The organism is Aureimonas sp. OT7, assembly GCF_014844055.1.
Lineage (GTDB): Bacteria > Pseudomonadota > Alphaproteobacteria > Rhizobiales > Rhizobiaceae > Aureimonas > Aureimonas altamirensis_A.
This window is the reverse complement of sequence record NZ_CP062167.1, coordinates 2,450,749-2,471,362: the sequence shown is the minus strand read 5'-3', so window position 1 is coordinate 2,471,362 and position 20,614 is coordinate 2,450,749. Positions and strand designations below refer to the sequence as shown.

General features: G+C 65.4%; 19 protein-coding genes. 10 read left to right on the top strand and 9 right to left on the bottom strand.

Annotated elements, in window-relative coordinates; translation table 11 throughout:
• Positions 1–6 precede the first annotated feature (6 nt).
• Genes xdhA through guaD form a run of 4 tightly spaced genes read left to right on the top strand, consistent with a single transcriptional unit; the run spans position 7 to position 5,863 of the window.
• Positions 7–1,488 carry a xanthine dehydrogenase small subunit gene (xdhA, locus tag IGS74_RS11825; RefSeq protein ID WP_192386319.1) on the top strand — a complete coding sequence of 494 codons (1,482 nt, stop codon included), beginning with the start codon at positions 7–9 and terminating at the stop codon, positions 1,486–1,488.
• Positions 1,485–3,812, top strand: coding sequence for a xanthine dehydrogenase molybdopterin binding subunit (xdhB, locus tag IGS74_RS11820; RefSeq protein ID WP_192386317.1), 2,328 nt, complete (start codon positions 1,485–1,487; stop codon positions 3,810–3,812). Before xdhA ends, xdhB begins: the two co-directional genes overlap by 4 nt.
• A 1-nt stretch (position 3,813) precedes the next feature.
• Positions 3,814–4,590: a xanthine dehydrogenase accessory protein XdhC gene (xdhC, locus tag IGS74_RS11815; RefSeq protein ID WP_192386315.1), complete on the top strand. Its 777-nt coding sequence runs from the start codon at positions 3,814–3,816 to the stop codon at positions 4,588–4,590.
• Positions 4,559–5,863 carry a guanine deaminase gene (gene guaD, locus IGS74_RS11810; protein WP_192386313.1) on the top strand — a complete coding sequence of 435 codons (1,305 nt, stop codon included), beginning with the start codon at positions 4,559–4,561 and terminating at the stop codon, positions 5,861–5,863. The genes xdhC and guaD overlap by 32 nt, the downstream gene beginning before the upstream one ends.
• On the opposite strand, the gene IGS74_RS11805 is transcribed toward guaD, so the two are convergent.
• From IGS74_RS11805 to puuE, 5 genes are all read right to left on the bottom strand, one after another.
• Entirely contained in the window at positions 5,860–7,362 is a 1,503-nt protein-coding gene (locus IGS74_RS11805) for a nucleobase:cation symporter-2 family protein (RefSeq protein ID WP_052195089.1), read from the bottom strand. The genes guaD and IGS74_RS11805 overlap by 4 nt on opposite strands.
• 156 nt (positions 7,363–7,518) lie before the next feature.
• Positions 7,519–8,109, bottom strand: a complete 591-nt coding sequence (locus IGS74_RS11800) for a nucleoside deaminase (protein WP_192386311.1) — start codon at positions 8,107–8,109, stop codon at positions 7,519–7,521.
• Positions 8,099–8,614, bottom strand: coding sequence for an ureidoglycolate lyase (locus IGS74_RS11795; RefSeq protein ID WP_192386309.1), 516 nt, complete (start codon positions 8,612–8,614; stop codon positions 8,099–8,101). The genes IGS74_RS11800 and IGS74_RS11795 overlap by 11 nt, the downstream gene beginning before the upstream one ends.
• Positions 8,611–9,444: a bifunctional allantoicase/(S)-ureidoglycine aminohydrolase gene (locus tag IGS74_RS11790; protein ID WP_192391768.1), complete on the bottom strand. Its 834-nt coding sequence runs from the start codon at positions 9,442–9,444 to the stop codon at positions 8,611–8,613. The genes IGS74_RS11795 and IGS74_RS11790 overlap by 4 nt, the downstream gene beginning before the upstream one ends.
• A gap of 11 nt (positions 9,445–9,455) precedes the next feature.
• Complete coding sequence (gene puuE, locus IGS74_RS11785) at positions 9,456–10,895, bottom strand: allantoinase PuuE (protein ID WP_246722534.1); 1,440 nt, start codon at positions 10,893–10,895, stop codon at positions 9,456–9,458.
• Positions 10,896–11,060: 165 nt separating this feature from the next.
• Between puuE and uraH the strand changes: the two genes are divergently transcribed.
• Complete coding sequence (gene uraH, locus IGS74_RS11780; protein ID WP_192386307.1) at positions 11,061–11,423, top strand: hydroxyisourate hydrolase; 363 nt, start codon at positions 11,061–11,063, stop codon at positions 11,421–11,423.
• A gap of 5 nt (positions 11,424–11,428) precedes the next feature.
• On the opposite strand, the gene IGS74_RS11775 is transcribed toward uraH, so the two are convergent.
• Entirely contained in the window at positions 11,429–12,346 is a 918-nt protein-coding gene (locus IGS74_RS11775; protein WP_192386305.1) for a LysR family transcriptional regulator, read from the bottom strand.
• A 135-nt stretch (positions 12,347–12,481) separates the two neighbouring features.
• On the opposite strand from IGS74_RS11775, the gene IGS74_RS11770 reads away from it, so the two are divergent.
• Positions 12,482–13,693 (top strand): urate hydroxylase PuuD, encoded by a 1,212-nt coding sequence (locus IGS74_RS11770; protein ID WP_192386303.1) that lies wholly within the window; start codon positions 12,482–12,484, stop codon positions 13,691–13,693.
• A gap of 12 nt (positions 13,694–13,705) precedes the next feature.
• On the opposite strand, the gene bhcR is transcribed toward IGS74_RS11770, so the two are convergent.
• Complete coding sequence (gene bhcR / locus IGS74_RS11765; RefSeq protein WP_192386301.1) at positions 13,706–14,512, bottom strand: HTH-type transcriptional regulator BhcR; 807 nt, start codon at positions 14,510–14,512, stop codon at positions 13,706–13,708.
• Between the two features lie 150 nt (positions 14,513–14,662).
• Between bhcR and bhcA the strand changes: the two genes are divergently transcribed.
• Genes bhcA through bhcD form a run of 4 tightly spaced genes read left to right on the top strand, consistent with a single transcriptional unit; the run spans position 14,663 to position 18,985 of the window.
• Complete coding sequence (bhcA, locus tag IGS74_RS11760; RefSeq protein ID WP_192386299.1) at positions 14,663–15,853, top strand: L-aspartate--glyoxylate aminotransferase BhcA; 1,191 nt, start codon at positions 14,663–14,665, stop codon at positions 15,851–15,853.
• A gap of 13 nt (positions 15,854–15,866) precedes the next feature.
• Complete coding sequence (gene bhcB, locus IGS74_RS11755) at positions 15,867–16,829, top strand: beta-hydroxyaspartate dehydratase BhcB (RefSeq protein ID WP_039195773.1); 963 nt, start codon at positions 15,867–15,869, stop codon at positions 16,827–16,829.
• A gap of 11 nt (positions 16,830–16,840) precedes the next feature.
• Positions 16,841–18,004, top strand: a complete 1,164-nt coding sequence (gene bhcC, locus IGS74_RS11750) for a 3-hydroxy-D-aspartate aldolase BhcC (protein ID WP_192386297.1) — start codon at positions 16,841–16,843, stop codon at positions 18,002–18,004.
• A gap of 15 nt (positions 18,005–18,019) precedes the next feature.
• A complete protein-coding gene (bhcD, locus tag IGS74_RS11745; protein WP_192386295.1) occupies positions 18,020–18,985 on the top strand; it encodes an iminosuccinate reductase BhcD in 966 nt (321 codons plus the stop codon).
• Positions 18,986–19,039: 54 nt separating this feature from the next.
• Here bhcD and IGS74_RS11740 read toward each other — a convergent pair whose 3' ends face one another.
• Positions 19,040–19,801 carry an SDR family NAD(P)-dependent oxidoreductase gene (locus IGS74_RS11740; protein ID WP_192386293.1) on the bottom strand — a complete coding sequence of 254 codons (762 nt, stop codon included), beginning with the start codon at positions 19,799–19,801 and terminating at the stop codon, positions 19,040–19,042.
• A gap of 18 nt (positions 19,802–19,819) precedes the next feature.
• Positions 19,820–20,572 carry an ATP-binding cassette domain-containing protein gene (locus tag IGS74_RS11735; RefSeq protein WP_246723145.1) on the bottom strand — a complete coding sequence of 251 codons (753 nt, stop codon included), beginning with the start codon at positions 20,570–20,572 and terminating at the stop codon, positions 19,820–19,822.
• Positions 20,573–20,614: the final 42 nt, after the last annotated feature.

The following is a 20,614-nucleotide window of genomic DNA, read 5'->3' as shown; positions in this document are numbered from 1 at the left end:
ATCCGAATGCGCGGCGCCGATGGGATACGGTTCATTCTCAACGATCGCGATATCGAGGTGCGCGACGGCGCCCCCGACGCGACGCTTCTCGATTTCCTGCGCGGGCAACTGCGCCTGACGGGGACCAAGGAGGGTTGTGCCGAGGGCGATTGCGGCGCGTGTACCGCCCTTGTCGGACGTCTTGTGGATGGCCGCCTGGTCTACGAGCCGGTCAACGCCTGCATCCGCTTCCTGGCGTCCTGCCATGCCACCCATGTCGTGACCATCGAGCATCTGAAAGGGTCCGATGGCGGCCTGCACCCGGTGCAGGTGGCGATGATGGAACATCATGGCTCGCAATGCGGGTTCTGCACGCCCGGCATCGTCATGGCGCTGTACGGCCTATGGCTCGGCAATCCCGCGCCCGATGCGGTCGCGGTGGAGACGGCGCTGCAAGGCAATCTGTGCCGCTGCACCGGATATGAAAGCATCGTGCGCGCCGCATTGGCTGCTGCCGCCGCCGGCGGGCAGGCCTTCGACAGGCTGGCCGTCGAACGGGAAGACATCATGGCGCGGCTGGCGCCGCTGGCCGGCAGCGGCGCGCGGCTGGAAGGCCCCTCCGGGCTTGCTTTGGTGCCGGCCGATCTCGATGAATTCGCGCAGAGCTACGCCGATATGCCGGAGGCGACGCTGGTGGCCGGCGCAACCGATGTTGGCCTGTGGGTCACCAAGTTTCTGCGGCCGATCGCGCCCGCCATCTTCATCGGCGGCCTCGAGGGATTGAAAGGCGTGGCCGAGGACGGCGAATGGCTGACCATCGGCGCCGGCGTCACCTATAGCGAGGCAGAGGACACCATCCGCCGGCTGGTGCCGGGCGCCGCCGACTACTGGTCGCGGATCGGCGGCTGGCAGGTGCGCAATGCCGGCACCATCGGCGGGAACATCGCCAACGGCTCGCCCATCGGCGAGACGCCACCGCTGATGATCGCGCTGGGCGCGGAGATCACCTTGCGCCATCGCGGGCAGCGTCGGCGGATGAAGCTCGAGGATTTCTTCATCGCCTACGGAAAACAGGACAGGCATCCGGGCGAGTTCCTGGAGACCATCCACGTACCCCTGCCGGCCGGACGGCTGGTTTCGGCCTACAAGGTATCCAAGCGCCATCATGCCGATATCTCGGCCGTCGCGGCCGGATTCTGCATCACCGTGCGCGACGGCGTCATCGATGAGGCGCGCATTGCCTTTGGCGGCATGGCAGGCACGCCGAAGCGCGCGACGGGCGCGGAAGTCACCCTTGCCGGCGCGCCCTTCTGCGAGCGCAGTTTCGAGGCAGCGGCAGCCGCCATACCGGAAGATTTCACGCCTTTGTCGGATTGGCGCGCCAGCGCGGACTACCGGCTCCTCGTCGCGGCCAACCTTCTGCGCCGCTTCTGGCTGGAACACGGCACCGGAGATGTCCACCGGCTGGACCGAGGCGTCGACGCGACCATCATGGGGAGGGTGGCATGAAGGACGACAACGCGGCCATCGCCAACCGCATCGCAGGGGGCGTCCATCAATCGCTGCGGCATGACAGTGCCCACAAGCACGTCACCGGAACTGCCGAATATACCGACGATATCGTGGAACCGGTGGGGACGCTGCACGCCTGCCTCGGCCTGTCGACCGTCGCGCATGGTCATATCGAGGCGATGGACCTGTCCGCCGTCGAGGCCGCGCCTGGGGTCCGCTGGGTCATGACCGCCGCGGACATACCGGGCGTCAACGACATTTCCCCGAACGGCCTGCATGACGATCCCATCTTCGCGACCGAGACGGTCGAGTTCTGGGGTCAGCCCCTGTTCGCCGTGGTCGCGCAAACGCGTGACATGGCGCGCCGTGCGGCAAGGCTGGCCAAGGTGCGTTACCGCAAGCTGCCGCACGCGCTGGACATCGAAAGTGCCCGTGCGGCGGGCTACCCCTATGTCACGGCGCCGCTGACGTTGCAGCGGGGGGACGCCGATACGGCCCTGGCCGGTGCGCCGCGTCGGCTGGCCGGACGCATGGTCGTGGGCGGGCAGGACCATTTCTATCTGGAAGGCCAGATCGCGCTGGCCGTGCCGGGCGAGGATGCCGAAGTCACCGTCCACGTGTCGACACAGCATCCGTCCGAGGTGCAGCACATGGTCTCGCACGCACTCGGCGTGCCGGCCAACGCCGTCACCGTTTCGGTGCGCCGCATGGGCGGCGGCTTCGGCGGCAAGGAAACGCAGATGAACCTTTTCGCCTGCGTCGCCGCCATCGCGGCCAAGCGGTTGAAATGCGCGGTCAAGCTGCGGCCGGACCGCGACGACGACATGGTGGCGACCGGCAAGCGGCACGACTTCGCCATCGACTACGAGGTCGGCTTCGACGATACGGGCCGTATCCAGGCTGTGCGCGGCGACTATGCGGCGCGGTGCGGCTTCTCGGCGGATCTGTCCGGCCCCGTCACCGACCGGGCGCTGTTCCACGCCGACAACGCCTATTTCTATCCGCATGTGCGCCTGAACTCGCATCCGTTGAAAACCAATACGGTGTCCAATACCGCCTTCCGCGGTTTCGGCGGGCCGCAGGGCATCATCGCCGCGGAGCGGATCGTGGAAGAGATCGCCTATGCGACAGGGCAGGACACGCTCTCGGTTCGCCGCCGCAACCTTTACGAAAACGGCCAGCTGACGCCCTATCATCAACCCGTCGAAGACCAGATCCTGCCGCGCCTGATCGACGAGCTGGAGGCCAGCAGCGAGTATCAGGCGCGCCGGCGCGCCATCCTGGAGGCCAACGCACGCGGTGGGGTCATCCGCCGCGGCATCGCGCTGGTGCCGGTCAAGTTCGGCATCTCATTCACCGCAACATGGTTCAATCAGGCCGGGGCGCTGGTGCATGTCTATTCCGATGGTTCGATCCAGTTGAACCATGGCGGCTGCGAAATGGGCCAGGGATTGCACACCAAGGTTGCCCAGGTGGTCGCCGATGCCTTCCAGGTCGATATCGACCGCGTGCTGATTACGCGGACCCAGACCGACAAGGTGCCGAATACCTCGGCAACGGCGGCGTCCTCCGGCACGGACCTGAACGGCATGGCGGCAGAGGATGCCTGCAGGCAGATCGTGGATCGCCTGCGCGCCTTCGCCGTCGAGGCCTACGACATCACGCCGGACGAGTTCGCGCTGACATCGGCCGGTGTGGTGCTTGGGCAAAGGCTGATGGCGTTCGACAGCTTCATCCGCGCCGCCTACATGGCGCGCATCCAGCTCTCGGCGGCCGGCTTCTACAAGACGCCCAAGATTCACTGGAACAGGCAGACGGGGCAGGGGCGGCCCTTCTACTATTTCTCCTACGGTGCCGCGGTCGCGGACGTATCGGTAGACAGCCTGACGGGCGAATACGTGATAGAGCGCGCGGATATCCTGCACGATGTCGGCAAGTCGCTGAACCCGGCACTCGACAAGGGGCAGGTCGAGGGGGCCTTCGTGCAGGGCACCGGCTGGCTCACCTCCGAAGAGTTATGGTGGAACGCGGAGGGCGAACTGCGCACCCATGCGCCGTCCACATACAAGATCCCCCTGGCCTCCGACCGGCCCAAGGTCTTCAACGTCGCTCTGGCCGACTGGTCGGTCAACAAGGAACGCTCGATCAAGCGGTCCAAGGCCGTGGGCGAGCCGCCATTCTGCCTCGGCATATCGGTCTTCGAGGCCATCGGCATGGCCGTCGCCTCGTTCGCTGATTATTGCATTTGCCCGCGTCTCGATGCGCCGGCAACGCCGGAGCGGGTGCTGATGGCCATCGAACGCATGAAGCGCGGCGCCTGACATGTTCGTCCGTGTCGCCATCGTGCGGACCCGTGGCTCGGCCCCCCGCGAGGCCAGGGCCTTCATGGACGTGCATGCCGATCGGCTGGCGGGGACCATCGGCGGCGGTCAACTGGAATATATGGCCATCGCGGAGGCGCGACGCCTTCTTGCGGCCGGCGGCGGCGCGTTGCGGATGGAGGTTCCGCTGGGACCGGCCATCGGCCAATGCTGCGGCGGCCACGTGACGCTGCAACTGACCGTCACCGAGGGCGAGGATGCCCCGGCGCCAAGGCTGCCGACGGTCCTGATCTTTGGCGCCGGGCATGTCGGGCGCGCCCTCGCACGCGCACTTGCGCTGCTTCCGGTTTCATTCCGTGTCATCGATCCACGCGCGGAGGAGCTGTCGCTGCTGCCCCCGGGGATCGAACGGGTGCTGACGCCCATACCGGAAGCCGAAATCCGCGCCGCCTTGCCCGGCACGGCCTATGTCATCCTGACGCATGACCATGCCCTCGACTTTCTGCTGGCCGCAGAGGCGTTGGAGCGTGGGGATGCGGTTTATGTCGGGATGATCGGCTCTGCCACCAAGCGGGCCAGCTTCCGTTCATGGCTGCGCCGGTCCGTGCCCGGCCTTTCGGACGCTGGGCTGACCTGTCCCATCGGCGCGGGCTTTTCCCGGGACAAGCGTCCCGAAGTCATCGCCGCATTTACCGCCGCCGAGTTGATGGGCCTGTTCGGCCCTGCGGATCCGAAGGAAAAGAACCATGAAAACGCTGCTGCGCGGACGCCTGCTTGATTTCCACGGCGATCCGGAGACGGACGCCGACAGCCACCGCTGGATCGAGGATGGCGCGATCCTGGTCGAGCATGGGCGTATCGTCGCCAGCGGCGCCTTTTGCGACGTGGACGGACGCGATGCGAAGGTGGTGGATCATCGCCCGCATATCCTCATGCCGGGCTTCATCGATGCGCATATCCACTTTCCGCAGGTGCAGGTGGTGGCCAGTTGGGGTGAGCAGCTCCTCGACTGGCTGAACAGCTATGTCTTCCCCGAGGAAGGGCGCTTTACGGATGCGGCCCACGCCGGGCGCATGGCGGCGTTTATCCTGGACGAGTTCGCGCGCAACGGCACGACGACGGCGCTGGCCTTCGGGTCCAGCCACGTGACGTCCGTGGACGCGCTGATGGCCGCCGCCGAGGCGCGGAACATGTGTTTGATCGCCGGCAAGACGATGATGGACAGGAACGCGCCGGACGGTGTCCTGGATACGGCGCAGTCCAGCTACGACGACAGCACGGCGCTGATCGGCCGGTGGCATGGACGCGGACGGCTGCGCTATGCGATCACGCCGCGCTTCGCGATCACCTCGACGCAAGGTCAGCTCGACGCGGCCGGCGCCCTGGCGCGGGAAAACCCCGACTGCATCGTGCAGACGCACCTGTCGGAAAACCGTGCCGAGATCGATTATACGCTGTCGCTCTATCCGAAGGCGCGCGATTACCTGGATATCTATGAAAGCGTGGGCCTGCTGTCGCCGCGCCTGCATCTCGCCCATGCCATCCATCTGGAAGAGCGCGAGATCGAGCGGATGGCCGAAAGCGGCGCACGCGCCGTTCACTGCCCGACCTCCAACCTGTTCCTCGGCTCCGGCCTGTTCGCCGGGCGGACGCTGGAGGGGCGCGGCATCGTCAGCGCCATCGCCACGGATATCGGCGCGGGCACCTCCTATTCCATGCTGCGCACGCTCGCGGCGGCCTATGATGTCCGGCAGCTACGCGGCGACAAGCTGGGCATTCTGGCAGGGTACCACAAGGCGACGCGCGGCAACGCCCTGGCGCTCGGACTTGTGGACGATATCGGCACACTGGCTGTCGGCAGCGCCGCCGACATCGTCGTTCTCGATCCGGCGGCGACGCCTGCCATGGCGCTGCGGGCCGAGCGTGCCCGCTGTTTCGAGGATGAGTTGTTCATCCTGCAGACGATGGGCGATGACCGTGCCGTCGCCGAAACCTATGTCGCCGGCCGCGCCCGCAAGGGCGCGACCGAGAAGGAGCGTATCGCCGCCTAGTGTTCCGCCACCTGAGCCGCGGCACGCAGATCCGCTTCCGTTGCGCCGGCGCCGTTGAAGAACGCGTTCAGCGCCACGGCCGATATGCTGGCCAGGAGAATGCCGGATTCGATCAGCGGATGCAGGGCATGCGGCAACCACATCAGGAAATGCGGCGCCACCATCGGGATCATGCCGAAGCCGAGGCTGACCGCGACGATGAACATGTTGTGGCGGTTATGGGCAAAGTCCGCACCGGCGCCTAGAATGCGCACGCCCGTCGCCGCCACCATGCCGAACATGACGATGCCGGCGCCGCCCAGAACGAAGGTCGGGATCGCTTCCGCGAGGGCACCCATTTTCGGAACGAGTCCCAGACATATCAGGATGATGCCGCCGGCCGCGCAGACATAGCGCGAGCGGATGCCGGTCACGCCCACAAGCCCGACATTCTGTGAGAACGACGTGTAGGGAAAGGTGTTGAAGATGCCGCCGATGACGGTGCCGAGGCCATCGGTGCGCAGGCCGGCCTCAAGCATCGGCCGGGTCAGCTTGCGCCCGGTCAGGTCGCTCAACGCCAGGAACATGCCGGTGGACTCGATCAGGGTCACGATCATCACCAGCACCATCGTTGCTATCATGACCGGCTCGAAGATCGGGGTGCCGAAGCTGAATGGCGTGACGAAAGCGAACCAGCCGGCATCGGCCACATGGGAAAAGTCCATCATGCCGGCAAGCGCGGCGACGACGCCGCCAAGCACGATGCCGATCAGGACGCAGATGTTGGACAGGAACCCACGGCCATACCGGGCGATCAGCAGCACCACGGCCAGCACCAGGGCCGAAATGGCGATGTGCGAGGGCTGGGCATAGGCGGGGTTGTCCACCGTCGCGGCCAGCCTGAGCCCGTCCGGCATCGCCGGGGCATTGGCGGCGGCGGCCTGCAGCCACGCCGCATGCGCGGGGTCGACGACCTGCGGTGCGGTGGGGCCGCGCTGGATGCCGAAGACCCAGTCTATGCCGACGCGCATCAGCGTCACGCCGATGACGAGGATGATGGAGCCCGTCACCACCGGCGGAAAGAAGCGCAGCATCCGCGCTACCAGCGGTGCCAGGAAGATGGCAATGAAGCCCGCGGCGATGATCGAGCCGAAGATCATGCGCGCGCCATCGGCGCCCGGGTTGGCCGTGCCGATGGCCACCATCGGACCGACCGCCGCGAAGGTGACGCCCATCATCACCGGCATCTTGATGCCGAACCAGCGTGTCGCGCCAAGCGACTGGATCAGCGTGACGATGCCGCAGACGAACAGGTCCGCCGAGATCAGGAGAGCCACCTGCGTCGGCGTCAGCTGCAAGGCCCGGCCGACGATGAGGGGCACCGCCACCGCGCCGGCATACATGACCAGCACGTGCTGCAGGCCCAGCGTGAACAGCTTGGGGGCCGGCAAAATCTCGTCCACGGGATGAACGCCCGTCTGCGGGCCGGCGGTATCGGCGCCAATGGAATTGGGGGTCATCAGGAACGCTCCTCCCTGTTTGTCCTGATCATGATGCACCTTGCGGCGCATCTCGGCCATGCCCCAATCTTGTTGTTGTTGTCCGGGGCAGGGACGATCCTGGCGAGCCTACTATCGGATCGGCGCGCGCATTTCCGTCAGACGGTTTGAAAGTCTTTACGACAAAGGAATGTCGTTGCCCGCCTTGGACGCCTGATAGGTTTCCGAAAGCCCGTCATATGCTGCGCGGATGGCGTCGGCACGGGCCCGCAGCCGGGGACGCGCGCCGTCGGGCGCAGCCTCCACCGCACCGGCAAGGGCGGTGCTGGTCCAATAGGCGTTCATGCGGCGGTAGCCGCCCGGCTCCAGCCCGAACACCTCCTTCAGGATGGCAAGGTCGTGCGGGATGGCGAAGGCATCCCGTGAATCCTCGTGGCTGAAGAAGTAGGAGAAATTGTCGAACCCGGCCCAGGTGATCGCCGACAGGCAAAGGGTGCACGGCTCGTGCGTCGACAGGAAGACGCAGTCCCGCGTGTCGGGCCGGTCTGCCTTCGGCATTTCATAGAAGCGTTTCAGCGCATGCATCTCGCCATGCCAAAGCGGGTTTTCCAGCTCGTTGTTGGTTTCCGCCACCACCACCGACAGATCGTCCTTGCGCAGGATCGCCGCCCCGAACACCTTGTTGCCGGCGGCGACACCAGCGCGTGTCCTGGGTACGATGTCCTGCTCGATGACGTCGAACAGTCGGTCGATCATCTCACTGTTCATGGGAAGCGCCCTCCGGCAGCTCGATCGTGAAGGGCTCGTCCAGGATGAACTCCTCCAGATTGTTGCCGCTTCCGCCCCGGTCGGCCACGATGAAGTTCTGCGGTTGCCCAAGCGGCGTCAGCACACCATGCCAGACGTTGCGATGATAGTTGACCCCTTGTCCCGGGGCCGTCACGAACGCCTCCGGCCGGCCGGGCCGGCCGTCCTCGTCCGGGCAGACGACCACAAGGAAGGGCCGCCCGTCCAGGGGCATGAAGGCCTGGCTGCCGAGCGGGTGCCGCTCTACCAACGTCAGGGTCAGCGGCATGTCGTAGGGTGTGCCGCAGAAGATCGACAATATGGCCCGCGCATCCTCGCCGACGGCGTCGATGCGCGCCAGCTCGTGGAAACGCTCGCAGCGGCCGGCATTGATCGGATAATGGTTCGTCCAATCGGTATCCAGCACATCGCCATAGGGCGCGAAGGCCGCGCGCGTCAGCGGCCTTGCCGTCACGACGCGGCTCATGCCCGGCCCCGACGCGGCAGCGGCATGTGGCGGTTGACGTCCTTGTAGAGCAGATAGCGGAAATTGCCCGGTCCGCCCGCGTAGCAGGCCTGTGGGCAGAAGGCGCGCAGCCACATGTAGTCACCAGCCTCGACCTCTACCCAGTCCTGGTTGAGGTGGTAGACGGCCTTTCCTTCCAGCACGTAGAGCCCGTGTTCCATGACATGTGTTTCGGCAAAGGGGATGACCGCCCCCGGCTGCAACGTGACGATGGTCACGTGCATGTCGTGCCGAAGATCCGCCGGGTCGACGAACCGGGTGGTCGCCCACTTGCCGTCCGTGCCGGGCATCGGCGTCGGCGCAATGGTGGCTTCGTCCAGGAACAGCGGTTCGGGCAGCTCGATACCGTCCACCACCTCGTAGGCCTTCCGCACCCAGTGGAACCGCGCGACACGATCGCCTGCATTGGTCAGCGTCCAGTTGCTGGATGGCGGCAGATAGGCATAGCAGCCGGAATGCAGGCGATGGGTTTGCCCATCCACGCTGACGGTGGTTTCCCCCTCCACCGCGAAGAGCACGCCCTCTGCATCCGGGTCGCTCTCGGGCCGGTCGGAACCGCCGCCCGGCTGCACTTCCATGATGTACTGGGAGAAGGTTTCGGCAAAGCCCGACAAGGGGCGCGACAACACCCAGAGACGGGTTCCGGTCCAGTGCGGCAGAAGGCTTGTCACGATGTCGCTCATCGTGCCCTTCGGAATGACGGCATAGGCCTGCGTGAACACCGCCCTGTCGGTCAAAAGCTGCGTCTGCGGCGGCAGCCCGCCGGTTGGCGCATAATAGCTGCGGTTCATCGTCTTTGCGTTCATTGCGGGAGGATCTCCTTGAGGCGCAGGGTCGCGATCCGCTCCACCTGCCGGCAGGCGGTGGCCAGTTCGCTGTCGCGGTCGTTCGAAAGGCGTTGCTCGAAGGCCGAAAGGATCGACGCCTTGTCGTGGTCGCGCACGGCGATGATGAAGGGAAAGCCGAACTTGGCCACATAGGCCTCGTTGAGCTGGGTAAACTTCGCCCTTTCGTCATCGGTCAAGGCATCCAGTCCGGCCGATGCCTGCTCCCGCGTCGACTCGTCGGTCAGCCGCTTTGCCGCGGCAAGCTTGCCGGCCAGATCGGGGTGGGCCTGCAGAACGCCTAGCCTTTCCTCTGCGCTGGACGAGCGGAAGGCGCGGGCCAGGGCGTTGGCAAGGCCGGCGGCGCTGTCATGGGCGGGCCCCAGCTCCAGGTCGAAAGCCCGCTCGGCGATGAAGGGCGAATGCTCGTAGATCGAGCCGAAGCGGGTGACGAAATCCGCCCGCGTCATCCGCGACGGCCGCAGCGACGGTGCCTGGTAGGGATGTTCTGCAATCCAGTGCCGCGCAATGTCGATACGCCGGGCAATCCAGACGTCCTCATGGCCCCTGACATACTCCACGAAGCGGCGCAGCGCGGCGAAGCGGCCCGGCCGCCCGATGAGACGGCAGTGCAGGCCGACCGTCATCATCGAGGGGCGGCCTTCCGCGCCTTCCGCATAATGCGTGTCGAAGGCATCCTTGAGATAGGTGAAGAACTGCTCGCCGGTGTTGAACCCCTGCGGCGTTGCGAAGCGCATGTCGTTGGCATCGAGCGTGTAAGGCAGCACGAGCTGCGGGTCGATGGCGTTGCCGTGGCCGTCATGGTCGAGCCAGTAGGGCAGGTCGTCGTCATAGGTGTCCGATATCCAGACGAAACCCTTGTCATTCGCCGCCAGCCGCACAGACCAGCTCGACGTCCGGCCGAGATACAACCCCGTTGGACGCTCGCCAACGACTTGCGTATGCAGCCGGATCGCCTCTGCCAGGTCCCTGGCCTCGTCCGCCTCGGAATGGTCGCGATAGTCGATCCAGCGCAGGCCGTGCGAGGCGATCTCCCAACCGGCGGCCTTCATCGCCTCCACCTGCTCGGGCGAGCGGGCGAGGGCGGTGGCGACCCCATACACCGTCACCGGCACGGCACTCCGGGTGAACAGCCGGTGCAGCCGCCAGAAGCCGACCCGCGCGCCGTACTCGTAGATGGATTCCATGTTCCAGTGGCGCTTGCCCGGCCACGGTGCCGCGCCGACGATCTCGGACAGGAAAGCCTCGGAAGCGGCATCCCCGTGCAGAACGTTGTTCTCGCCGCCTTCCTCGTAATTGACGACGAAGGACACGGCCACTTTGGCGCCTCCGGGCCAGCGCGCGTCCGGCGGGTTGGGTCCATAACCCCGCATGTTGCGTACGTAACGGTCGGCCATGCCCATAGCGTCGTCTCCAGTCCACTCGGATTCGAGGTTAGAATAGCTTGCCCGGCCGCATTCACCCCCGGATATTTGAAAGTCTTTCCGGCCGGACAGCATCCATGGGGTTTCGGTTCCGGCGTTAGGGTATCCTCATGCAAGTCGAAAAATGAGGGAGTCTCCATGGTGGATGCGACAGGACGGTTGACGACGCATGTTCTGGATACGGCGACGGGGCGTCCCGCCGCCGGGATGAGCATAGAGCTGTTCCGGCTGGACGGGGATCGCCGCGTCCACCTGAAGACGGTCGTCACCAATGATGATGGCCGTTGCGATGGACCGATCCTGTCCGGCGCGGACTTTTCCAACGGCGTGTACGAGCTGCTGTTCCATGCCGGCGATTATCTGAGAAGCACCGCCCCCGGCCTTCCGGAGCCGCTCTTCCTGGACCTGGTGCCGATCCGCTTCGGCATGGCGGAGGCGGCCCATTACCACGTGCCGCTGCTGATCTCGCCGTTCAGCTACTCCACCTACCGGGGTAGCTGACGGCCTCACGCTGCCAGCGCATCGCGCACCATGCGCTGGCAGCGCGTCACCATGAAATCCAGAAACAGCCGCAGCTTGGGGTCCTGGAACTTGCGGTGCGGATAGACCGCGGCAAGCTGCACGGCAGGCGGAGGCGACTGCGGCAGCACGACCTGCAGCCGGCCCGAGCGCAAATAGGGCTCCACCTCGAAGCGGGGCTTCATCACGATGCCATGTCCGGCCAGTGCCCAATCGGTCAGGACGTCGCCGTCGTCCGAATCGAACGGCCCGCTCACATCCACCTTTTCCGGTCCGTCCGGCCCCTGCAGCGTCCAGAAGAATTCCCGCGATCCCGGAAAGCGCAGCAGGAGGCAATCGTGCCCGCCGGCAACGAGCGCGGCGGGCTCCTCCGGTACGCCCTTGCGCGCCAGATAGTCCGGCGATGCGACCAGCACGCGCTCGCACTCCAGTATGCCGCGCATCCGCAGGCTCGAATCCTCCATGAGGCCAAGCCGGAAGGCCAGGTCGATGCCTTCCTTCATCATGTCGACATTGTGGTCCGACAGGCGCAGACGCACCTCGATCTCGGGAAAGCGGTCGTGGAATTCCGGGATGCCGGACGCTATGAACCGCCGGCCGAAGCCCAGAGGGGCCGTAACGCGGATGACCCCGCGCGGCCTGTCGGACAGCGAGGCCACATTGGCTTCCGCCTCCGCGACCGCGTCCAGAACCTTCTTGGCGCCCTCGTAGAAGGCGCGGCCATGTTCGGTCGGGCTGACCTGCCGCGTCGTGCGGTTGAACAGGCGTACGCCCAGATGCTTCTCGAGTTCCTTGATCCGGTGCGAGGCGACAGCCGGCGATATCCGCAGATCCCGCCCGGCGGCCGACAGCGTTCCCAGCTCCACCACGCGGACGAAGACGGCGACATTGTCGAGATAGATCATCCGGCACGTTCCTCCCTCATGCAGTCCGGCCCGCTATCATTTTCGTCTTTCGTTTGAAAGTCATCCCGAATGCGGCATGATTTCGCCGACAGGGCGGCAGCGTAGAGTGCCCGTCCTAGCCGAGAGGGGGTGCCCGTGTACGAATTTGCAATCTTCTGGGAGTGGCTGGCCTTCGCCGCGCGCTGGCTCCATGTGGTGACGGCCATCGCCTGGATCGGCTCGTCCTTCTACTTCATCGCGCTGGATCTCGGCCTTCGCAAGCGCGAAGGGCTTCCGGTGGGCGCCTATGGAGAAGAGTGGCAGGTGCATGGCGGCGGCTTCTACCATATCCAGAAATACCTGGTCGCCCCGGCCAACCTGCCGGAGCACCTGACATGGTTCAAATGGGAAAGCTACGCCACCTGGCTGTCCGGCTTCTTCCTCCTGGCCGTCGTCTACTACACCGGGGCCGACCTGTTCCTCATCGACCGGAACGTTCTGGACGTGTCCGTGCCGGTGGCGATCCTTATCTCGGCGGGGTCCCTGGCCCTCGGCTGGGTGATCTACGACCAGCTCTGCAAGTCTCCGCTCGGGCGGCACGATACGGCGCTGATGCTGCTGCTCTATGCGGTGGTCGTCTGCGTCGCCTACGGCTACACGCATCTGTTCACCGGCCGCGCCGCACTGCTGCATCTTGGCGCGTTCACCGCCACGATCATGTCGGCAAACGTCTTCCTGATCATCATTCCGAACCAGAAGATCGTGGTGGCCGACCTCAAGGCCGGCCGCAAGCCCGACCCGAAATACGGCCGCATCGCCAAGCAGCGCTCCACGCACAACAACTACCTGACGCTGCCCGTGATCTTCCTGATGCTGTCCAACCATTATCCGCTGGCATACGGCACGGAGTTCAACTGGGTCATCGCATCGCTCGTATTCATCATCGGCGTGCTGATCCGGCATTATTTCAACACGATGCACGCAACCGGCGCCAAACCGCACTGGACATGGTGCGCCTCCGCCGTGCTGTTCATCGTAATCATGTGGCTGTCGACCGCGCCGTCGATCCTGACCGGGCAGGAAAGGGTATCCGCGCGGGCCGAAACGCTGATGGCATCCGGTGAGTTCAGCACCGTGAAGACGACGGTGATGGGGCGCTGCTCCATGTGTCACGCCGCAGAACCGGTATGGGAGGGAGTCCACCGCGCGCCGAAGGGCGTGCTGCTCGACAGCGGCGAGGCGATCGCCGAGCATGCACGGGAAATCTACGTGCAGGCCGGACGCAGCCATGCCATGCCGCCGGGCAACATCACCGCCATGACGCCGGAAGAGCGCCAGCGCCTCGTAGCCTGGTACGAAGGCAGCTGACCGCCCGCTTCCTCATGCAGCACCGAGCCGCCGCGACACCTGTGTCGCGGCGTTTTTTACATGGGCGCCGATCTCCTCCAGGCGCTCCGTGCCCATGCGGTGCGTCGGCCCGGACACCGATATGCCGGCGACCGCTTCGCCATGATGGTTGCGGATCGGCGCGGCCACGCAACGCATGCCGGGGGACTTTTCCTCGTCGTCGACGGCAAATCCGCGCTGCCGCGTCAGCGCGATGTCACGAGCCAGATCCTCTGCGCTCGTCAGCGTCTGCGCGGTAAAGCGCAGCATGGGGGCTCTCTCGCAGAACGATCGGAAGCGCGGCGCGTCGTAGGTGGATAACAGGGCCTTGCCGATACCGGAGGCATGCAGCGGCGACAGCGTCCCCGGCGGAAAGAAGGCGCGGATCGCCTCATGCGTTTCCACCTGACTGAGGAACAGCACGAAGCCTTCCTTCTCCATTCCGAGATTGGCGGTTTCTCCGCAAAGCTGCATCAGTTGATGAAGCGCCGGGCGACTCTGCTCCACCACGTTGGTCCGACGCAGAAAGGACGAGCCCAATCGAAAGGCGCCGCTACCCACGCGCCATAGCTGATCGTCCGTGCCGCATTCGACGAAATCGCGATGCTCCAACGTACCGAGCACGCGATGAACCGTGGCGACGGATTCGCCCAACGCGTCGGCCAGCCTGCTCAGGCTGATACCGTCCGAGGCCGCGATCGCGTCCAGCACATCCAGCGCGCGGTCCACCGCCTTGACGCGTGCGTCCCCCTCCGGCTCGTTGAAAGCCTTCGGCCGACCGCGCCTCCTGATTTCACCCACGAGTGTCGCCCTTTGGTTTGAAAAATTGCAAGATACTGATATCGCGCAATAAAACACCGTTCTTCCAAAAATGAAAATATTTTTCAAGAAAATTTCCAGTGTCGATCACCGGTGTTAGGCTTCAAGCATCGTCGAGGAGGGCGTTTGCCGATGTACATGCAGAACCCCGTTTTCATACCTGGCCCGACCAACATGCCGGAAGTGCTGCGCCGCGCGGCGGACATGCCGACGCTGGACCACCGGTCGCCGCGCTTTGCCGAGATCCTGCATCCGGCGCTCGCCGGGGTGCGAAAGGTTATCAAGAGTGCGTCGGCCGAGGTCTTCGTATTTCCGTCTACCGGCACCGGCGGCTGGGAAACCGCCATCACCAACACGCTCAGCCCCGGCGATGCGGTCCTTGCCGCCCGCTACGGCATGTTCAGCCATCGCTGGATCGACATGTGTCGCCGTCACGGCCTGAATGTCGAGCTGGTCGAAGAAGCGTGGGGCAATGCTCTTCCCGTCGAGGCTTATGAAGCACGCTTGCGCGCCGACAGGCAGCATCGCATCAAGGCCGTTCTTGCCACGCACAACGAAACGGCCACCGGCGTTCGCTCGGACATCGCTGCGGTGCGTCGCGCGCTGGATGCCGCAAACCATCCGGCAATGCTGTTCGTGGACGGGGTGAGTTCCATCGCGTCGATGGATTTCCGCATGGACGAATGGGGTGTCGATATTGCCGTCACCGGGTCGCAGAAGGGCTTCATGCTGCCCGTGGGCCTTGCCATCGTGGCCTGTTCGCCGCACGCGATGGACATGATGGCGGATGCCAAACTGCCGCGCACCTTCTTCGATATCGCCGACATGCGCGCGCGCTACGCCGACGGCGCCTATCCCTATACACCCAGTGTCGGCCTGTTGAACGGCCTGAAAATGGCGACGGAGATGCTGCTGACGGAAGGGCTCGACAATGTCTATGCCCGGCATCGGCGGATCGCCGAGGGCGTCCGCGCGGCGGCCCGGGCCTGGGCCATGCCGCTTTGCGCCACGCGTCCGGAGATCGCCTCCGAAACGGTCACGGCCGTCATGACGCCGCAGGGCTTCGACGCGACGCGGCTGGTGGCCCATGCCAGTGCCAAATACGACGTCGCCTTCGGCGTCGGGCTCGGCGAAGTGTCCGGCAAGCTGTTCCGCATCGGGCATCTGGGCAGCCTCAGCGACGTCATGGCACTGGCCGGCATAGCAACCGCCGAAATGGCGATGGCCGATCTTGGTTTGCCGATCACGCTGGGCAGCGGTGTGGCCGCCGCACAGGAGCATTATCGCAGCACACAAGCCGCCGAAGACCGGCTCGCCGCCTGACGGGGAAGACAGAATGACCATACCCAGCTATCGGGACATGCTCGATGCGCGCGAGCGGATCGAACCCTACATCCATCGCACGCCCGTCCTGACGTCGCAGCATATCGACGGCCTTTCCGGGGCGCGCCTCTTCTTCAAATGCGAGAATATGCAGAAGGCGGGGGCCTTCAAGGCACGCGGCGCGTCCAACGCCGTCTTCGGCCTCAGCGACGAGCAGGCGGCGCGCGGCGTTGCCACCCACTCGTCCGGCAATCACGGCACGTGCCTGGCCTATGCCGCCGGGCGACGGGGAATTCCCTGCACGGTCGTGATGCCGCGCACCGCGCCGCAGGCCAAGAAGGACGCCGTACGCGGCTACGGCGCCGAGGTGGTGGAGTGCGAGCCGTCGACCAGTTCCCGCGAGGCCGTTTTCGCCGAAGTCGTGGCGCGTACGGGGGCCGAGTTCGTGCATCCCTACAACGATCCGCGCGTCATCGCCGGGCAGGCCACCTGCGCGCTGGAGCTCAACGAGCAGGTCGACGGTCTTGATGCCGTCATCGCGCCCATCGGCGGTGGCGGCATGGTATCCGGCACCTGCCTGACCCTGTCCACGCTGGCACCGCGCATCCGCATCTATGCCGCCGAACCGGAGCAGGCAGACGATGCCTACCGAAGCCTGAAGGCCGGGCACATCATCGCCGACGACGCGCCGGAAACCATCGCCGATGGGCTTAAAGTGCCGCTGAAGGACATGACCTGGCATTTCGTCAGCCGCAACGTCACCGATATCCTCACCGTCTCCGAGACGGAGATCGTCGATGCGATGAAGCTGATCTGGAAACGGCTGAAGATCGTGATGGAGCCTTCCAGCGCCGTGCCATTGGCAGCCATACTGAAAAACAAAGAGCTTTTCGCCGGCCAGCGCGTCGGCGTCGTGATCACCGGCGGCAATGTCGACCTCGACAAGCTGCCCTGGAACCAGCCGAACGCTCAGTGAGGAGACACCCCATGGATACGGAAACCAGATTCGCCGGCCTCGAGGTCGGTTACGACATTCCTGCTCTGCCGGGCATGAGCGCGGACGACATCCAGACACCCTGCCTGATCCTGGACCTCGACGCGCTGGAGGCGAACATTCGCAAGATGGGCGACTATGCCAAGGCGCACGGCATGGCGCATCGCGCGCATGGCAAGATGCACAAGTCGGTGGATGTGCTGCGTATGCAGATGGAGTTGGGCGGCGCCATCGGCGTCTGCTGCCAGAAGGTCTCGGAGGCGGAGGTGTTCGTTCGGGCCGGCTTCAAGGACGTGCTCGTGTCCAACCAGGTGCGCGATCCGGCCAAGATTGAGCGGCTGGCGCGCCTGCCGCTGCATGGCGGCCGTGTGATCGTCTGCGTTGACGACGTCGCCAATGTCGGCGATCTGTCGCAGGCCGCACAGCGCAACGGCACGGTCCTGGATTGCTTCGGCGAGATCGATTGCGGGGCAGGGCGCTGTGGCGTCACCACGACCCCGGCGGTCCTGGAGATCGCCCGTGCAATCGCCAAGGCGCCGGGCCTGCGCTTTACCGGCATACAGGCCTATCAGGGGGCCATGCAGCACATCGACAGCTATGAGGAGCGCAAGGCCAAGCTGGACGCCGCCATCGCCCAGGTGCGCGACGCGGTCGAGGCGTTGAAGGCCGAGGGTCTTGAGCCTCGGATCGTCAGCGGCGGCGGCACCGGCAGCTATTATTTCGAAAGCAATTCGGGCCTGTACAACGAACTGCAATGCGGCAGCTATGCCTTCATGGACGCCGACTATGGGCGCATCCACGACAAGGACGGGCAGCGCATAGACAAGGGCGAATGGCAGAACGCGCTGTTCATCCTGACCAGCGTGATGAGCCACGCCAAGCCCGACAAGGCCATCTGCGATGCCGGCCTGAAGGCGCAGTCGGTGGATTCCGGATTGCCGTTCATCTATGGGCGCGACGATGTGAAGTACATCAAATGCTCGGACGAGCATGGGGTCATCGAGGATGCGAACGGCGTCCTGAAGATCAACGAGAAACTCAAGCTCGTGCCCGGCCATTGCGACCCCACCTGCAATGTCCATGACTGGTATGTCGGCGTGCGCAACGGCGTCGTCGAAACCGTGTGGCCGGTTTCGGCGCGCGGCAAGGCCTACTGAGCGGAGTACCCTGACTTGATTATCGTACCCGAACGCGACATTGCCGGCCTGATCGGGCCGGCAGACTGCCTTGCGGCCGTGGAGGGCGTATTCGCCGCCATGGCGCGGGGCACCGCGCGCAACTTCCCGGTCGTGCGCGAGGCGCTCGGCCACGCCGACGCGCTCTATGGCTTCAAATCGGGCTTCGATGCCGAAAGCCTTGCCCTCGGCCTCAAATCCGGTGGATTCTGGCCGGGCAATATGGCCCGGGGCCTGACGAACCACCAGTCGACGATCTTCCTGTTCGACGCCGATACCGGCCAATGCCGGGCCATCGTCGGCGGCAACCGGCTGACGGCCCTGCGCACCGCGGCCGCGTCGGCCATCTCCATCAAGTATCTGGCGCGCGAGGATGCCCGTGTGCTCGGCATTATCGGGGCGGGGCACCAGTCCACGTTCCAGCTGGAAGCGGCGCTGGAGCAACGCGCCTTCGAGAAGATCGTCGGCTGGAATGTCGAGCCGGACATGCTGTCGAAGCTGGAGGAGGTCGCCGCGCGGCGCGGCCTGCCGTTCGAGCGCGTCGATCTCGATGGTCTCGGCGCACAGGCCGACGTCATCATCACCATAACCTCGTCCTTTGCGCCCATCCTGAAGGCGGCAGAGGTGCGGCCCGGCACGCACATCGCCTGCATGGGCACCGACACCGTCGGCAAGCAGGAGGTGGAGGCGGAGCTGGTTTCCCGCGCGAGCGTGTTTACCGATGAGGTGGCACAGGCGGTGACGCTCGGCGAAAGCCAGCACGCGGTTGCCGCCGGCCTTGTCGATGCCGGGTCGATCGTGGAGATCGGCCAGGTGGTGACCGGGGCCCATCCGGGCCGGACTTCGGCTGAGGAGATCACGCTTTTCGACGGCACGGGCGTCGGCCTGCAGGATCTTGCCGTGGCGTCGGCGGTCGTGGACCTGGCCGTCCGCAAAGGCATTGCGACAGAAGTGGAATTCTGACGCTCCCGCCGCGCGACCTTGCTCGCGCGGCGACAGTGGATGCAGGCGGTGCGTTCAGTACCGTGGAAAGTTTGCCTGCGTGAAGACGCCGCCGTCCACCCACAGCGTTTGTCCGGTGACGAAGCCTGCGGCTTCGCTAGCGAAGAACAACACCGGACCTGCAATGTCCTCCACCGTGCCGACGCGGCCGAGCGGCGTGATGGCGCCCCAGCTTCCGGCATAGTCGCCGGTTTCCGCCGCGGTCCGCTCGTTCAGGATCGCGCCCGGCGCAACGCAGTTGACGCGGATGCCGTAACGGCCAAGCTCCACGGCGGACACTTTGGTGAACTGCTCGATGCCGCCCTTGGACGCCGTGTAGGCGACGAGGTTGGCGAAGGCCAGCTTGTTGCAGCCGGACCCGATATTGACGATCGAGCCGGCGATGCCGCCGTCGATCATCTTTTTGGCGGCCTCGCGCGTATTCAGGAAGGCCCCTTTGACGTTGGTGCGCAGAACCAGGTCCCAGTCATCCGAGGTGGTTTCGAGAAGCGGGCCCCAGGTCTGCACGCCCGCATTGTTGACCAGGAGATGCGGGGCCGTGCCGGCCCATTCCAGCACAGCGTCGTAGAAGGTGACGACATCCGCCTCCCGGCCGACATCGCATCTGTGCCCGAAGCCGCGACGGCCGACGGCCTCGACCTCGGTGATGAGGCTTTCGGCCATTTCGGGCCGGTCTATCCACGAAAAGGCGACGTCGTAGCCTGCGCCGGCCAACGCCGTGACGAGGTGGCGGCCGATGCCGGTATTGCCGCCGGTGACGACTGCAAGTCTGCTCATGATGACACGCCTCTTTCCTCAATCCACCATCGCGCCGGGCCCCGGCTTGGCCCCCGGCGGGCATTTGCCCAGAATGATCATGCCCAGGACCTCGTCCTTGGTGACGTCGGAGGTCAGGGCCTCACCGACGACCTTGCCGTTCTTCATGACGACCACACGGTCGGCAAGGTCGAACACGTCGTGCAGGTCGTGGCTGATAAGGAAGATGCCGATACCGTCCTTCTTCAACTCCTTGACCAGTTCACCCACCTGCGCCGTCTCCTGCGGGCCAAGAGCGGCTGTCGGCTCGTCCATGATGAGGATGCGGGCGTTGAACAGGATGGCCCGCGCGATGGCAACCGACTGGCGCTGGCCGCCCGACAGGGCCTTCACGGGCTCCTTGAAGCGGCGAAAATTCGGGTTCAGGCGCCCTATGACCTTGCGCGCCTCCGCCTCCATGGCCGCATCGTCCAGCGTGCCCCATGGCGTCATCATCTCGCGGCCAAGGAACAGGTTGGCCGCGGCATCGACATTGTCGGCCAGCGCCAGCGTCTGGTAGATCGTCTCGATGCCGTGAGCCTTGGCATCGCGCGGGTTGCCGATGGCTGCGACCTCTCCATTGACGCGGATCTCGCCGCTGTCGCGCCGATACGCCCCGGACAGGATCTTGATAAGGGTCGACTTGCCGGCGCCGTTATGCCCCAGCAAGGCTACGACCTCGCCCGGATACAGGTCCACCGACGCACGCTCCACGGCGTGGATGCCGCCGAAGGCAATGGAGATGTCTTCCATCGCCACCAGCGGTGCGCCGGACCGGTCGATGGCATCCGAAGT

Bases quoted from the DNA above. Each gene is read 5' to 3' on its own strand.
- bhcB (WP_039195773.1), top strand. From the start codon at position 15,867: ATGACCATACCCAGCTATCGGGACATGCTCGATGCGCGCGAGCGGATC.
- guaD (WP_192386313.1), top strand. From the start codon at position 4,559: ATGAAAACGCTGCTGCGCGGACGCCTGCTTGATTTCCACGGCGATCCG.
- IGS74_RS11740 (WP_192386293.1), bottom strand. From the start codon at position 19,801: ATGAGCAGACTTGCAGTCGTCACCGGCGGCAATACCGGCATCGGCCGC.
- IGS74_RS11795 (WP_192386309.1), bottom strand. From the start codon at position 8,614: ATGAGCCGCGTCGTGACGGCAAGGCCGCTGACGCGCGCGGCCTTCGCG.
- IGS74_RS11805 (WP_052195089.1), bottom strand. From the start codon at position 7,362: ATGACCCCCAATTCCATTGGCGCCGATACCGCCGGCCCGCAGACGGGC.
- xdhC (WP_192386315.1), top strand. From the start codon at position 3,814: ATGTTCGTCCGTGTCGCCATCGTGCGGACCCGTGGCTCGGCCCCCCGC.
- IGS74_RS11790 (WP_192391768.1), bottom strand. From the start codon at position 9,444: ATGAACCGCAGCTATTATGCGCCAACCGGCGGGCTGCCGCCGCAGACG.
- IGS74_RS11775 (WP_192386305.1), bottom strand. From the start codon at position 12,346: ATGATCTATCTCGACAATGTCGCCGTCTTCGTCCGCGTGGTGGAGCTG.
- bhcC (WP_192386297.1), top strand. From the start codon at position 16,841: ATGGATACGGAAACCAGATTCGCCGGCCTCGAGGTCGGTTACGACATT.
- IGS74_RS11735 (WP_246723145.1), bottom strand. From the start codon at position 20,572: ATGGAAGACATCTCCATTGCCTTCGGCGGCATCCACGCCGTGGAGCGT.
- xdhB (WP_192386317.1), top strand. From the start codon at position 1,485: ATGAAGGACGACAACGCGGCCATCGCCAACCGCATCGCAGGGGGCGTC.
- bhcA (WP_192386299.1), top strand. From the start codon at position 14,663: ATGTACATGCAGAACCCCGTTTTCATACCTGGCCCGACCAACATGCCG.
- puuE (WP_246722534.1), bottom strand. From the start codon at position 10,895: ATGGCCGACCGTTACGTACGCAACATGCGGGGTTATGGACCCAACCCG.
- uraH (WP_192386307.1), top strand. From the start codon at position 11,061: ATGGTGGATGCGACAGGACGGTTGACGACGCATGTTCTGGATACGGCG.
- xdhA (WP_192386319.1), top strand. From the start codon at position 7: ATGCGCGGCGCCGATGGGATACGGTTCATTCTCAACGATCGCGATATC.
- IGS74_RS11800 (WP_192386311.1), bottom strand. From the start codon at position 8,109: ATGAACAGTGAGATGATCGACCGACTGTTCGACGTCATCGAGCAGGAC.